This window comes from Marinobacter sp. (assembly GCF_033722735.1).
GTDB lineage: Bacteria > Pseudomonadota > Gammaproteobacteria > Pseudomonadales > Oleiphilaceae > Marinobacter.
Genome location: NZ_JAWVYN010000001.1, coordinates 192,504 through 206,404, shown reverse-complemented (window position 1 = coordinate 206,404; position 13,901 = coordinate 192,504). Strand labels below are relative to the sequence as shown.

12 protein-coding genes are annotated in these 13,901 nt (G+C 61.6%); 2 read left to right on the top strand and 10 right to left on the bottom strand.

Annotated features, from left to right (window positions below):
* Window positions 1-73 precede the first annotated feature (73 nt).
* The 4 genes from cpaB to R3175_RS00905 form a co-directional block, all read right to left on the bottom strand.
* Window positions 74-865 (bottom strand): Flp pilus assembly protein CpaB, encoded by a 792-nt coding sequence (cpaB, locus tag R3175_RS00920; protein WP_318941643.1) that lies wholly within the window; start codon window positions 863-865, stop codon window positions 74-76.
* Window positions 862-2,244 (bottom strand): AAA family ATPase, encoded by a 1,383-nt coding sequence (locus R3175_RS00915; protein WP_318941642.1) that lies wholly within the window; start codon window positions 2,242-2,244, stop codon window positions 862-864. The genes cpaB and R3175_RS00915 overlap by 4 nt, the downstream gene beginning before the upstream one ends.
* Before the next feature lie 43 nt (window positions 2,245-2,287).
* Entirely contained in the window at window positions 2,288-2,842 is a 555-nt protein-coding gene (locus tag R3175_RS00910; RefSeq protein WP_318941641.1) for a prepilin peptidase, read from the bottom strand.
* A gap of 70 nt (window positions 2,843-2,912) precedes the next feature.
* On the bottom strand, window positions 2,913-3,113 hold the full coding sequence (locus tag R3175_RS00905) for a hypothetical protein (protein ID WP_318941639.1): 201 nt from the start codon (window positions 3,111-3,113) through the stop codon (window positions 2,913-2,915).
* A gap of 292 nt (window positions 3,114-3,405) precedes the next feature.
* Here R3175_RS00905 and mutS point away from each other — a divergent pair, with 292 nt between their 5' ends.
* Window positions 3,406-6,018 (top strand): DNA mismatch repair protein MutS, encoded by a 2,613-nt coding sequence (gene mutS, locus R3175_RS00900; protein WP_318941637.1) that lies wholly within the window; start codon window positions 3,406-3,408, stop codon window positions 6,016-6,018.
* 168 nt (window positions 6,019-6,186) lie between these two features.
* Entirely contained in the window at window positions 6,187-6,510 is a 324-nt protein-coding gene (fdxA, locus tag R3175_RS00895; RefSeq protein WP_318941636.1) for a ferredoxin FdxA, read from the top strand.
* An 88-nt stretch (window positions 6,511-6,598) separates the two neighbouring features.
* On the opposite strand, the gene R3175_RS00890 is transcribed toward fdxA, so the two are convergent.
* From R3175_RS00890 to R3175_RS00865, 6 genes are all read right to left on the bottom strand, one after another.
* Window positions 6,599-7,237, bottom strand: coding sequence for a LysE family translocator (locus R3175_RS00890; RefSeq protein WP_318941634.1), 639 nt, complete (start codon window positions 7,235-7,237; stop codon window positions 6,599-6,601).
* Window positions 7,238-7,289: 52 nt separating this feature from the next.
* Window positions 7,290-8,324 (bottom strand): hypothetical protein, encoded by a 1,035-nt coding sequence (locus R3175_RS00885; protein WP_318941632.1) that lies wholly within the window; start codon window positions 8,322-8,324, stop codon window positions 7,290-7,292.
* Window positions 8,325-8,484: 160 nt separating this feature from the next.
* On the bottom strand, window positions 8,485-9,435 hold the full coding sequence (locus R3175_RS00880; protein ID WP_318941630.1) for a DegV family protein: 951 nt from the start codon (window positions 9,433-9,435) through the stop codon (window positions 8,485-8,487).
* 140 nt (window positions 9,436-9,575) lie between these two features.
* A complete protein-coding gene (locus R3175_RS00875; RefSeq protein ID WP_318941629.1) occupies window positions 9,576-10,421 on the bottom strand; it encodes a metal-dependent hydrolase in 846 nt (281 codons plus the stop codon).
* A gap of 223 nt (window positions 10,422-10,644) precedes the next feature.
* The gene (locus R3175_RS00870) at window positions 10,645-12,021 is read right to left on the bottom strand and encodes a solute carrier family 23 protein (RefSeq protein ID WP_318941628.1); all 1,377 of its coding nucleotides are present in this window, start codon (window positions 12,019-12,021) and stop codon (window positions 10,645-10,647) included.
* Window positions 12,022-12,128: 107 nt separating this feature from the next.
* Window positions 12,129-13,757, bottom strand: a complete 1,629-nt coding sequence (locus R3175_RS00865) for an acyl-CoA synthetase (protein ID WP_318941627.1) — start codon at window positions 13,755-13,757, stop codon at window positions 12,129-12,131.
* Window positions 13,758-13,901 lie beyond the last annotated feature (144 nt).

The following is a 13,901-nucleotide window of genomic DNA, read 5'->3' as shown; positions in this document are numbered from 1 at the left end:
CGTTCTCGTTCTGGTTCGAGTTTGTGTCGCAATAAACTGGCTGATCGTCGTTGCGAGCTGCCCCTTTGCTCTTTTACTTGGTCACCGTGGTTGAACTCGTATCGGTACCCCGGATTACACTGACGCGAATAGGCTGGGGCCGGTATACCCGCCTTGGTGCCGGTGCCGGCTCCGGTTCCGCCGCCACCTCGACGGGTTCTTCTTCCACCTCTTCGAGGGGGTTTCGCAGCGTCAGCTGAACCTTGCCTTCCTGGGTCGCTTCCAGCAGCCGCTCCGCCTGCGGAGGCGTGACCGCCAGGGTCACCGCTCGCACGATGATTGGACGATCACGGTCCTGGGAGGCGTGCTGATCCACCGCCAACACAGTAATGCGGCGGAGGATGGTCTCGGACTCATAATCCAGGGCGTTACCGGTACGCTTGCTGGACACCACATCCACCTGGTTACCCGGCAGCAGGAAACCGGCCACGCCCGCCACGTCGTCCACCCGCACGGTGATCGCGCGCATCCCCGGCTCCAGCACCGCCGCCAGGGCGCTGCCGGCCATGTGCTCGGCCACCCGGCGCTGCAGGATCACTTCATCTTCATAGATGGTTTGGGAGGTAATCCGCCCCACCACCTGCTCGATGTCGTTAAAACTGCCCTTGGGCACCGCATGGGGCGGAAGCTCCATCAGCCTGACGTCGGTCGCCTCCACAGTGCGCCCAAACGGGATTTCCACCGCCGCTACAACGACGGCACTGGTTTCATCTTCACGCTCCACATCACCTATGCGGTCCTGAACCCAGTTGTTCGCCAGACCAGCTGCTCCAACGGCCAGCGCCAGCGACACACCGAGCATGGCGATAATCCCCTTCTTTCTCATGACTCACTCTCCTCGCCGGCATCGCCGGACTGTACGAAGTAGTTCTGCCAGGCCCGCTTCAGGGCCTCCTCGGTTAATTCGGTAATGCCCTGGTAGCGCAGATAATCCATGGCCAGTCCAATCAGGTCCCTTGGATGACAGGGCAGCAGGGGAATGCCGCGGGTGCCGTGCAGCTGTTCCAGCATGAACTCCACCAGGGCAGGATCGTCGGTAACCCCCTGTCGCTGACATTCCTGGCGCCAGATGTCCCGGTATTCGTCGGGAGTGAGGGGCTGGAAACGGATCTTGTAACCAATGCGCCGCAGGAAGGCCTCGTCAGCCAGTTCCAGGGGGTGGAGGTTGCTGGAAAACAGCAGCGCCACGTTGAAGGGCACTTCAAAATGCTGGCCGGTCGCCAGGCTGAGGAAGTCCTGGCCTTCCTCCATGGGCACAATCCAGCGGTTGAACAGCTCGTCCGGGCGCATGCGCTGACGGCCCAGATCATCGATCACCAGCATGCCGTTGTTGGCCCGCATCTGCGCCGGGGCATGGTGGATACGGGTAGCCGGATCAAACTGAACCTCCAGCATGTCCATGGTCAGTTCGCCACCGACCATCACCACCGGGCGTTTACAGAGTTCATATCGGGGATCATGGCCGCGATCCAGGAACAGGGAACTCTTCGACGCACCGGTGTCGATCCGTTCATGGACCTCCGGGTCAAAGAGTCGTACCGCCTTGTCGGCCACCAATACGGCATGGGGAATCAGCACTTCACCCAGCATTAACCGGGACAACTTGCGGGCGATATAGGTCTTGCCGGTACCGGAGTCGCCATGGATAAACAGGGCCCGCCCCGAGTGCATGGCCGGGCCGAGCTGATCGAGGATTTCGGGACGGATGGTGATGTCCCGGAAGGCGGCATGGACTTGCTCACGGCTCAACTTCTGGGACCGCATCCCCTGACGGGCCACCATCCGGGTGTATTGCTCCAGGGGAACCGGCGCGGGGCCAATATAGCCATCGCGGACCAGCGCTTCCTGGGCCGCCACTCGCCCGCGGTCGGTCAGGGCATAACGCAGCAATCCGTGCTGGCTGGCGCCCCGGATCTCGGCGCGCCCTTCCTCGCGGAGGAAACAGAAGACCCGCTCGACCTGGTGGCCAGGCAACGCGGTGCAGCGGGTGAGCTGCTGGAGGTCCAGCACACCGCGCTCAAAAAGATGTTTGGAAATCAGGTCTGCAACGTACACTTCCGTCAGGCCGGAATCCTCCAGGGTATGGGGACGGGGTTCCGGGGTAATGGCCCCTGCCACAACGCCGTCAGGATCGCTCGTGCGCGTTGGCTCGGTCTCCGGGTTGAGATTCGACAAGGTGCCGGAATAGATCAGATCGTTGTTCATCTTGCTGCCATCCTGCGGCGGACCGCTGTTGTCAGGAGATCACTCAGATCAGGGGTGACTGCCAGGCCAACCAGATCAGCAGTGAGCTGGTGCCAACGGCAATGGACACCGCGAAAGGAAACTTGCGGCCCATCACCTCGCCCTCAGCGGGCGCCAGGTAAATCGGCCGACCAGTAGCGAATAAGGTCTTTAGCATCAGCCCATAGCGCGACCAGGGCGCGGCTGAACCGGAGGAAAGTCCGGCCACCAGCAGAAAGCCCAAGGCGATGACGCCACCCACCGCGATGCTCGCCAGACCGGCGAGCAAGGCGTAATAGGGCCCTAAGAAGGTGCCGACTGCCGCCATGAGCTTGACGTCGCCGGCCCCTGTGGTACCAACCAGATAACCGGGCATCAGGATGGCCAGCCCTACTCCCAACCCCGCCAGGGAATCCAACAAGCCACCCATTCCACCAAGTCCCCACTGGACTGCCATGCCCACGACCACACCGGCCAGCACCAGCTTGTTGGGGATGCGCCGGTGGCGCAGGTCCCAGCAGGCGGCGGCCCAGATCAGGACAAACACCGTGAGGCTTAGGGGGAAGACTTCGGGGCTCATTGGATACAACTCCCTGGGTTGGGGAAAACACCGAGCAGGCCCGGCGCACCTACTAACCGGTTGCTTCAGATTACCCGCCTGTGCTACCGGGATTTGCTTTGGCCACTTCAGTAGAGAGAGTTTCCAGTGCGCCTTTCGTATCTGTGCCAATGACCGAGAAAATTGCTGCACCAACAGCAACAAGCAATCCACCGACCAGTGCCCACTCAACAATTTCTGTACCTTCTTCTTCACACAGAAAACGCTTTACAGCTTCTTGAAACTTTTTCATGGTTCTTTCTCCATCGTGTTTTACGAAGCAGGGCTACTCTCACTGCCCCCGGGATCGGATCCCAGGTTCAGCATGGTCCTCGGCAGGGGGTAATTCTTGGATTCTGTTGCAGGGCTATAGGATTTTCTTGCAGTGGCACTGGCAGGCAATTCAGAGAAATTCGCTAGACCCCTGGCAGCATTAACTTTTCTGGACGAAACCCGGGGTCCACCGCACCTTTCACGTTTCTTCCTAATTGGATTTTTTTTACAATTCACTCCCCCGAACCCAGCCACCAACTCCGGATACCTCCATGTCAGCAGCCCAGAAAGACCTTCCCAAGCACACGCCGATGATGCAGCAGTACCTGAAGATCAAGGGCGAGCACCCCAATGAGCTGGTGTTCTACCGCATGGGGGACTTTTACGAGCTGTTCTACGACGACGCCAAGAAGGCGGCCGACCTACTCGACATCACCCTGACTGCCCGCGGCCAGTCCGGCGGCCAGCCGATCCCCATGGCCGGTATCCCCTACCACGCCGCCGAGAACTACATCGCCCGGCTGGTGCGCACCGGCCAGTCCATTGCCATCTGCGAACAGATCGGCGACCCGGCCACCAGCAAGGGCCCGGTGGAGCGGCAGGTGGTGCGGATCGTCACGCCGGGCACGCTGAGCGACGAGGCCTTCCTGGAAGACCGGCGGGACAACCTGCTGTCGGCCATCTACAGCCACAAGGAGCGGTTCGGCTTTGCCTCCCTGGACATTTCCAGCGGCCGGTTTGCGGTCTCCGAGCTGGATGACCTGGAGGACCTGCGTAGCGAACTCCAGCGGTTGCGCCCGGCGGAAATCCTGATCAGTGAAGACTTCCCCTACGAAGAAGTGCTGGAGGGCTTTACCGGTATCCGCCGTCAGGGCCCCTGGCTGTTCGAGTCGGATACCGCCCTGCGCACCCTGACCCAGCAATTGCAGGTGCGGGACCTTACCGGTTTTGGCTGCGAAGACCTGCAACTGGCCATCTGCGCCGCCGGGTGCCTGCTGCAGTACGCCCGCGAGACCCAGCGCACCGCCCTGCCCCACATCCGCAAGCTGACCCGGGAAAGCCGGGACGAGGCGGTGATCCTCGATGCCACCAGCCGCCGCAACCTGGAGATCGACACCAACCTGATGGGCGGCCACCAGCACACCCTGGCCTGGGTGATGGACCGCACCGCCACCGCCATGGGCGGCCGCCTGCTGCGACGCTGGCTCAACCGCCCGCTGCGGGACGTACACACGGTGGAGCAACGCCAGCACGCCGTCTCCGCCCTGCTGGATGGCTTCCACTACGAGCCGGTGCACGACGCCCTGAAGGCTGTCGGTGACATGGAACGGATCCTCGCCCGGGTGGCCCTGCGCTCCGCCCGCCCCCGGGACCTGGCCCGGCTGCGGGACGCCTTCCTGGCCCTGCCGGAGCTGCAGCAGACCCTGGGGCCGGTGAATTCCCACCACATCGTCAAGTTGGCCACCACCATTGGCGAGTACCCGGAGCTGGCGGACCTGCTGGAGCGGGCCATCATCGACAATCCGCCGGTGGTGATCCGGGATGGCGGCGTGATCCGGGAAGGTTTTGACGAGGAGCTGGACGAGCTGCGCAACATCAGCGAGAACGCCGGCCAGTTCCTGCTGGATGTGGAGACCCGGGAGCGGGAGCGTACCGGCATCACCACCCTCAAGGTGGGCTACAACCGGGTGCATGGCTACTACATCGAGATCAGCCGGGCCCAGTCGGACCAGGCGCCGGTGGACTACATCCGCCGCCAGACCCTGAAGAACGCCGAGCGCTTCATCACCCCGGAACTGAAGGAGTTTGAAGACAAGGCCCTGAGCGCCAAGAGCCGTGCCCTAGCCCGGGAAAAGGCCCTGTACGACCAGGTGCTGGAGACCCTGGCGGACAACCTGGCCAAACTGCAGGACACTGCCCAGGCCCTGGCGGAGCTGGATGTGCTGGGCAATTTCGCCGAGCGCGCCACCAGCCTGCGGTTCTGCGCCCCGGAATTCCGTAACGAGCCGGGCTTTGACGTGGAGGAAGGCCGCCACCCGGTGGTGGAACAGTTGCTCAGCGAGCCCTACGTGCCCAACGACCTGCTGATGGATACCCAGCGCCGCATGCTGGTGATCACCGGCCCCAACATGGGCGGTAAGTCCACCTACATGCGCCAGGCCGCACTGATTGCCCTGCTGGCCTACACCGGCTCCTTCGTCCCCGCCAACCGGGCGGTGCTGGGGCCGGTGGACCGGATCTTCACCCGCATGGGGTCATCCGACGACATCGCCGGCGGCCGTTCCACCTTCATGGTGGAGATGACCGAAACCGCCAACATTCTCCACAACGCCACCGAGCACTCCCTGGTGCTGATGGACGAGGTGGGCCGGGGCACCAGCACCTTCGACGGCCTGTCCCTGGCCTGGGCCACCGCTGAGCACCTGGCACGGGAGATCCGCTGCTACACCCTGTTCGCCACCCATTACTTCGAGCTGACCCAGCTCGCCGAGCAGCTGGAGCACGCGGTGAACGTCCACCTGACTGCCACTGAACACGACGACAGCATCGTCTTCCTGCACAACGTCCATGACGGTCCTGCCAGCCAGAGCTACGGGCTGCAGGTGGCCAAGCTGGCCGGCGTGCCCCAGGGCGTGATCAGCAACGCCAAGACCCAGCTCGGCCAGTTGGAAGGTTCTGCCACGCCAGTCACGCCCCACATTAGCGACGCACCGACGGCCGCCCACCAGCCCCAGCAACCGGAGGTCCAGGTGGTTCAGCAAGGCGATATGTTCGCCAGCCTGGAACCCAGCGAGGTGGAACAGGTCCTACAGGCACTGGAGTTGGACGATCTGACACCGAGGGACGCGCTGAACCAGCTCTATGAGCTGAAAAAGTTGATCTAGGTATATGGTTATAGCGGCCCAATGCTTGCGACAGCACGGGCCGCTCCCTACAATATCGCGCTACAAATATTAGGAGTGACGACTTTTTCGTTCGGATGCGCTCTGTCAGCCCTGAACCTGCTCGACCTCCATACTGATGAGAACGACCACCGACCCAGGAATCCAACTATGACATTTGTCGTTACTGATAACTGCATCAAGTGTAAATACACCGACTGTGTTGAAGTATGTCCGGTGGACTGCTTTTACGAGGGCCCCAATTTTCTGGTGATCGACCCGGACGAATGCATCGACTGCGCCCTGTGCGAGCCAGAATGTCCGGCGGAAGCCATTTTCTCGGAAGATGAACTACCTGCCGGTCAGGAGCAGTTTATCGAGATAAACGCCGAGCTGGCCGCCAAGTGGGACAACATCACCGAGAAGAAAGACCCGCTGCCAGACGCTGAAGAGTGGGATGGTAAGCCGGACAAGCTTCAGTACCTGGAGCGCTAAGGTAAAGAAAGAGCAACTAAAAAGGGGTCAGAACTGAAGTTCTGACCCCTTTTTAGTTGCCCCCTTTTTGTTTCTACTCCGTTCTCATTCAAGCCTGCGTCAGCGCCACCTTGGCCCCCAGCCCGACAAACACGCCACCCGTTATGCCATGCTGTGCCCGCCTGAGCCAGGCCGGTGCGCCCAGCCGCCGGGAGCGGGCCACCACCACCGCCACCCCGCATTGCCAAACCATCGCCAACAGGAAGTGAATCGCCGCCAACAGCATGGACTGCAGGATCACGTTACCGGCCGGATCGACGAACTGTGGCAGGAAGGCCATATAGAACAGCGCCGTCTTGGGGTTGAACACATTGGACAGCAGGCCCTCCCGGAAATCCCGCCGGAACCTGGACGGGACTCTCGGACCGCCGGGGCTGGAGGCTGCGCCACGGTGGCCGTCGCAGGCCTGGCGCAGGCTGACCAGCCCCAACCACAGCAGGTAACCGGCGCCCGCCCATTTCAGCAGGGTGAAGGCCCAGGCGGTTTGCACCAGGATCAGCGAGATACCCACCGCGGACAGGGTGGCGTGGATAAACAGGCCACTGCAGATGCCGAGACTGGTCACCGAGCCGGCTCGAACACCGGACCGTGCGGTGTTACGGACCACCAGCAGGGTGTCCACCCCCGGGGTAACGGTCAGTAATACAACGGCAAGGAGGTACGCTGAAAACAGCTCAATGGAAGGCATGACGTCCCCAGGTTGGCACTGCCGACCACCCGGGAACCGTCGGGTTGGGTTCTCAGGCGTCCGGCTGGAGGATTTTCTTGACCGCCGCGGACTTGTAGAAGGCGGACAGTCGGCGCCGCAACGCCTCTTCAAGATACCCCTCCTCCCGCAACACGTCCACAATCGGCAGGGCCAGGGCTTCGACTTCGGCCATCACCATGCCCTGATCGACGCCGACATCTCCTAACAACTCGGACAGCGGCTGGTCTCCGTACTTGGCAAACAGGTGATCCACCACCGCCTGGCAGCAACCGTCGAAATACTCGGTTTCCCGGAAACTCAGCCAGAACTCGTAGCCCAGCACCACGAATTCCTGCAACTGGATGTCGCCCAACCCTTCCTGCAACTCGGCGATGGTGCGGTCTTCCAGGGTCACCCAGGCGGCCATCACCGTATCGCGCAGTTCGTCATCGGTCAGCGCCTGGTGCAGGAACTTTTCGCTGCGGCTGATCAGGCCCGGCAGGCTGTCCGACAGCCAGGCCTTGATACGGCGCTCGAAGGTTTCATCCAGCCCCGGCACGGCCTTGTTGGCCATCCGCTTGCCGAATTTCATCATCGAGCCCACGGCGGGCACGGACTTGGTGATCAGGTTGTCCTCGTACAGGTAGCTCACCAGCCCCTGATACACCACATTGGCCACCAATTCCTGATAGACCGGATGGGACATGATGCTGCTGATCACCCGCTCCCGGTGGTGTTTCAGTTCCAGGGCCTCCTCCAGGAAAGCCGTGGCCTGTTCGCGACTGAGCACCTCCTTGAGCGGGGTGTTGGATTGCACATCGGCGTTCAGCACCTCGGTGGCCATTTCTCCGGCCAGCTCCGGAATACCAGCGTCCAGGTCCATGTCCACCACCAGGCGCCGGATCACCCCCATGATCTGTTCCGTGGAACAGACGCGGTTCAGGGTCAGCGTCTCGGCGTACCTGAACAACTCCTCCACCTCACGTGCGACAGCCTTCCGGAGCTTGGCCCCCTTGAGGGCGGCCATTTCGTGTTTGACGTGCTGTTCCAGCAGTGCGGATGCCAGATCTGGGGAAGTCTTTGCCATAGGTGGTGATCCTGAGCGGTATAGGGGCCATTGTTATTGCGACCTTAACCGGTTGGTTCAGGCCTTATACCCGCGAGGCTAACATGCTGGTGCCTGTCCGGCGTTTGCCCCAGACACACACGCCCGGGCGCCCGTCGGCCAAGCGCCAGGACCATGGCAACTACTGGAAATCCCGGAACGAATGCGGTTCCGCTCCCAGCGCCAGACACAAGCTGCCCGGCCCGATATAGATGCTGCTGGTAATGCCCATCTGCGAGAGCAGCAGTTCCACGCCATGGCGCTCACAGCAATCCCGCAGGCGATTGAGGCCGGGCAGCTCCTCGATCTCCGTCCAGGACATGCCGCAGGAAAGACTGACGTACGGTGTCAGCAATCCGGCCTCTATCCGGCCAATAGCGTAGTTCATGACCTTTTCCACCGCCACATCGAAACGCATGGTCTTGGCCACAGGCTGGCCTTCGGCGCCCTGCCCAAAGATGACGGGGGTGATGTTCAGCGCCTTGCCCAGGAAGGCCACCAGCGCCGACACGCTGTTGTCCCCACGGCGACGGGCTCGCTCGCGGATATAGTGCAGGTCCCGGGGAATCACGCAGGTGTGGATCTTGTCGGTAAAACTCTCTACCTCGTGGCGAAGGGCATTCTTCGACAGCTTCTGGTCGATCAGCTTGAGGGTATGTGCCGCCAGCAGCCCCTGACCGGCAAAAATCTGCTTGCTGTCGATCACCCGCATGGAGAACTTTCCGCTGCGGCCAGCCGCTTCACGGGCTTGTTGGTAGTGCGCCATAACGCTGTTCATGGCCAACGTGGCATTGTCGAAGATCTTGGAGCGGGACCGGGTCACAGTCTCGCAGATGGCCACGTCAAACTGGGTCACGATCTTTTCCATGAACAGATCGTGGATCTGCCGGGCACTGAACGCTTCCGTCTCTGCGTGGTGGCCCTTCTGGAGCAGGCCGCTCTGATAGAACTCCTGGGTGAGTACCGGATCGTGAACGTCGGTGTAGGTTCGCTGATCGATGTGCGCCGTCACCGGCAGAATGAAGAGGTCGTGTTTACGGGAAAATTCGTACGGCAAATCACAGGCTGAGTCTACGATCAGACCAACTCGCATGGGGTGCCTCCGGGATGCTTGAGCCGTTCGTCTCGGCTGCTGTTATTATGATTGTTGTTCGGTCAACACTTTTAGCACAGATTGTGAAACAATTCACATCATCACGATTTTTCGGTCGACTCGTCGACTCCCCCATGCTCTCAACTGGCCTTGTCATACCCGGCTGAGTTTACCTCCAGTTCTGCCAGTTGGCGCTGCAACAGCTGACGGTTGTCTTGCTGCCAGGGCTGAAACCCCTTCCTGAAATAAGCCAGAAAATCCGGCAGACAACGGCGAATCACTCCCGGCTTGCCCCACAGGAAGTTCAGACCGCCGAGCCAGGTTCTCAGGCTCCAGAGCTTGCCGTCCGCCTTCAGCAGGCTGCAGGTGTTGAGGAAGGTGAACTTGAAGAAGTTGTAGGTCACGTACAAAAACACGACGCGCCGTAGCCGTTCGTCGCCAATGCAGTGGCGATAGACGTCGAAGGCGACGGACTTGTGCTCGGTTTCCTCGATGGCGTGCCAGCGCCACAGCTCCTTCATCGCCGGCGTTGCCCCCTCCATCCATTCCGGGTGGGCCAGGATGGCATTGGCCAGTACCGCGGTGTAATGCTCCGCGCCGCAGGTACCCGCCAACCGGCGGCTGGCCGGCAGCTTGCCCACCCAGGCAATGTGTCGGTGGAAGCGGTCATCGATGGCGTCGATGTCATAGCCGCGGGCCTTCAAGCCGTCGTTGTAGTCCCGGTGTTCGCGACTGTGCAGCCCTTCCTGACCGATAAAACCGCGAATCTCCTGCTTCAGCTTGGGGTCGTCGATGCGGTCCCGATAATGGCGAACGGCATCGATGAACTGTTGCTCGCCCTCGGGAAACTGCAGTGACAGGGCGTTGAAGAACGCGGTGCGAAAGGCATCGTTGCTGTGCCAGTCGGTCTTCAGGTCCTCCGACACATCAAACTTAAGGTGCCGGGGCGTAACGGAGACACCCTCGGGGGTGGAACTGATGGTCATCACTGCCTCCTGCCTTATTTTCGTTGTCACAGAAATGCATGTGCTTAACACAAATTAAAGCACCCGCTTCAACTTGTACACCAATTGATCAGCATTCGTCCCAATCTAGCAGACGCCCCCCTTTCACCAGGGGGCCTCGGACAATGTTCTGGCACTAAAAAGGGGAGCCGACCGAAGTCAGGCTCCCCAAGGCACACCCAGTTAATCGAGGGCAAGGCAGGGATCAGTTTTCCTCAGCAGCCCTCACGCCCGGCGCCTCCGGATCCGGCGTAAAGCCCAGCAGCTTGCTGCGTTCGATCAGCAGGTAGAGGATAGCCCCAGTGGCCAGGCCCCAGCCCGCGCCATACACCGCCAGGACCACGCCCATGGTACCGGCAATGCCGCGCTCGGTGTTGTTCTCCAGCTGTTCCAGCCCCACCATCAGGCAGATGTAGCCGGTGAGCAGCAACGTCAGCGACAGGGCAATCGGCAGCACCGGCTGGAAGAAGCTCACCAGCGGCAGGACGAACAGGGCAATGAAGCCGGTAATCCAGAAGGTGCCGCCGCCACTGTAAATGGAGTCCATCGCCTTGCGGCCATACTTGTAGCGCTCCGCCATGGTGGCGGTAACCGCCGTCCAGATAGGGCCGGCCAGCCCGGGGTACGGCGCGAAGAAGGCGTGCATGCCGTTGCGGATGGCGGTAACCAGGTGAACCCGGTCCACGCTGCTGTCGATGTCTTCATCCTTGCGCAGGTGATCCACCCGATCCATCAGTGACTTGCCCACGATGATGTCGCCGAAGGCGATGATGTAGGCGATGACCGCGGTGGGAATGGCGAGCATGAACACCGAGGCATCCGGAAAACCGACGGTGAATGGCAGGTAGTTCCAGAGTTGACCGAACGCCGGCTGGGTAATGCCCCACTGCACCTCGGGTACGTTGTACTCACCGGTGGCAAAGCCCACCAGGATGGCCACCACCATGCCCGGCACCATGCCGTAGTTGGCAATCTTGCGGGCGATGGGGTTGCTCTCGACAAAGCCCTTGAACGACACCGAGAACATCAGGTACAGGCACACCAGCCCACCCAGGATCAGCGAGATTGGCGTTTCCGCCAGCCGGCCGCCGGCCTCGATTTCCCCCATCAACGCGGCGATCCCGGCGCCGATGATGATACCGCCCTTCATCGAGCGGGGAATCAGTTGCACCAGTTTGCTGCCCATGCCGGTCAGCCCCAGCACCAGGAAGATCAAAAACACCAGGAACTGCAGGGCGAACAACGCCTGGATGGCTTCCGGCCCCGGCGTAAAGTCTCCCAGGAACAGCAGCACCACCGGAATGCCCGGTGTGATCCAGCCCGGCACCAACGGCACCCCCAACAGGGCCGGCAGCATGAAACCGATGCCGCACACCACCACATAGGCCAGGGCGACGTCGTAGGGAACCCCCAGGTATTTCTCCAGCAGCGGAATCATCGCCAGGCTGACCACAAACATGATCAGAGCCTGGACCATTTCCGCCACTTCCCAGCGATAATGAATGAACGGCAGACGGATCTTGAACGGCCCGGCCGCCCAGAACGGCTGCTCCTGGCCTTCGTTACGGTGATACATTTGCATAAAGGAACCTCCTGGCAGCTCCGGCTGGAGCGCCTGATGTTGTTTTTGTCAGGGTTGAGGGGGATTACCGCCAGGCCTGGACCGGGACGTGCCCCGGTCCAGGGAACTCAGCCGAGTTCCCGTGCCTGGTCACGCAACACGAATTTCTGGATCTTGCCCGTGGACGTCTTGGGCAGGTTGGTAAAGACCACGGTCTTGGGTACCTTGAAGCGGGCCAACCGCTCCCGGCAGAAGGCGATCAGGTCGTCCTCGGTCAGTGCGTCCGCCTCCGGCTTGAGGGTAACGAAGGCACAGGGGGTCTCGCCCCACTTCTCATCCGGACGGGCCACCACTGCGGCCTCCAGCACAGCAGGATGGCGGTACAGGACGTCCTCCACCTCGATGGTGGAAATGTTCTCGCCGCCGGAAATGATGATGTCCTTGAGGCGGTCCTTGATCTCCGCATAGCCGTCCTCGTGCCACACCGCCAGGTCGCCGGTATGGAACCAGCCGCCGCGGAAGGCTTCCTCGGTGGCGGTCGGGTTCTTCAGGTATCCCTTCATCACGGTGTTACCCCTCAGAAAAATCTCGCCAATGGTCTTGCCGTCCCTGGGCACCGGCTCCATGGTGTTGGGATCGCCCACCATCATCCCCGCCAGGGTGGGATAGCGCACCCCCTGCCGGGCCTTGATCACTGCCCGCTCTTCCAGCGGCAACTCGTCCCACTCCGACTTCCAGGCGCAGACTGTGACCGGGCCGTACACTTCCGTCAGACCGTAGACGTGGGTGATGCGGAATCCCATCTCTTCGATGGAGCTGATCACCTGGGCCGGGGGCGCGGCACCGGCGGTCATGGCGTTAACCGTGTGATCGATGCCGCCCTTGGCGGACTCCGGCACGTTCAGCAGGGCATTAAGCACAATCGGTGCGCCGCACAGGTGGGTCACCCGATGCTCCCGAATCAGCTGCAGAATCCGCTCCGGATCCACCCGCCGCAGGCAAACATGGGTGCCGGCCATGGCCGTCACCGTCCAGGGGAAACACCAGCCATTGCAGTGGAACATCGGCAGGGTCCACAGGTACACGGGGTGCTGCCCCATGCCCCACACCGCCTGACTGCCCAGGGCGTTCTCGTAGGCGCCACGGTGGTGGTACACCACACCCTTGGGATTGCCCGTGGTGCCGGAGGTGTAGTTGAGGGAGATGGCATCCCACTCGTCGGCGGGCAGCTGCCAGGCAAACGCCGGGTCCCCTTCCTGCAGGAAGGCCTCGTAGTCCAGGTCACTGACCGCGGAACCCTCGCCATATTCCGGGTCCTCCACGTCAATCACCAGCGGCGCCTGCTCCAGGCGTTTGACCGCCTCGCGGATGACTCCGCCGAATTCCCGGTCGGCAATGACCACCTTGGCCTCACCGTGCTCCAGCATGAAGGCGATGGCTTCGGCATCCAGGCGGACGTTGAGGGCGTTCAGTACCGCGCCGACCATCGGCACCCCAAAGTGGCATTCCACCATCGCCGGGATGTTGGGCAGCATGACCGCCACGGTATCGCCCTTGCCGATCCCCCGGCCAGCCAGGGCCGAGGCCAGACGGCGGCAGCGGTCGTAGGTCTCGCGCCAGGAATAACGGATGGCGCCGTGGATGACCGCCGGGTAGTCGGGGTAGACACTGGCGGTGCGGGCAATGAAATCGATCGGTGACAGGACGGAATGGTTGGCGGCAACCGGCTCCAGGCCGGTATCAAAGATGGAGGTCATGGTCGATATCCTCTCCAGCAGGGCGTTGTTATTGTGACGGCTTCTGAGAGACTGCTAATACAGCTATACTCTTCACTGACAGAAATACTATTATCACCCAATAAATACGGCAATTGACCTGTAGTATTATAGTATAACTACCAT

Coding starts and splice junctions, on each gene's coding strand:
- cpaB (WP_318941643.1), bottom strand. CDS start 865: ATGAGAAAGAAGGGGATTATCGCCATGCTCGGTGTGTCGCTGGCGCTG.
- R3175_RS00915 (WP_318941642.1), bottom strand. CDS start 2,244: ATGAACAACGATCTGATCTATTCCGGCACCTTGTCGAATCTCAACCCG.
- R3175_RS00910 (WP_318941641.1), bottom strand. CDS start 2,842: ATGAGCCCCGAAGTCTTCCCCCTAAGCCTCACGGTGTTTGTCCTGATC.
- R3175_RS00905 (WP_318941639.1), bottom strand. CDS start 3,113: ATGAAAAAGTTTCAAGAAGCTGTAAAGCGTTTTCTGTGTGAAGAAGAA.
- mutS (WP_318941637.1), top strand. CDS start 3,406: ATGTCAGCAGCCCAGAAAGACCTTCCCAAGCACACGCCGATGATGCAG.
- fdxA (WP_318941636.1), top strand. CDS start 6,187: ATGACATTTGTCGTTACTGATAACTGCATCAAGTGTAAATACACCGAC.
- R3175_RS00890 (WP_318941634.1), bottom strand. CDS start 7,237: ATGCCTTCCATTGAGCTGTTTTCAGCGTACCTCCTTGCCGTTGTATTA.
- R3175_RS00885 (WP_318941632.1), bottom strand. CDS start 8,324: ATGGCAAAGACTTCCCCAGATCTGGCATCCGCACTGCTGGAACAGCAC.
- R3175_RS00880 (WP_318941630.1), bottom strand. CDS start 9,435: ATGCGAGTTGGTCTGATCGTAGACTCAGCCTGTGATTTGCCGTACGAA.
- R3175_RS00875 (WP_318941629.1), bottom strand. CDS start 10,421: ATGACCATCAGTTCCACCCCCGAGGGTGTCTCCGTTACGCCCCGGCAC.
- R3175_RS00870 (WP_318941628.1), bottom strand. CDS start 12,021: ATGCAAATGTATCACCGTAACGAAGGCCAGGAGCAGCCGTTCTGGGCG.
- R3175_RS00865 (WP_318941627.1), bottom strand. CDS start 13,757: ATGACCTCCATCTTTGATACCGGCCTGGAGCCGGTTGCCGCCAACCAT.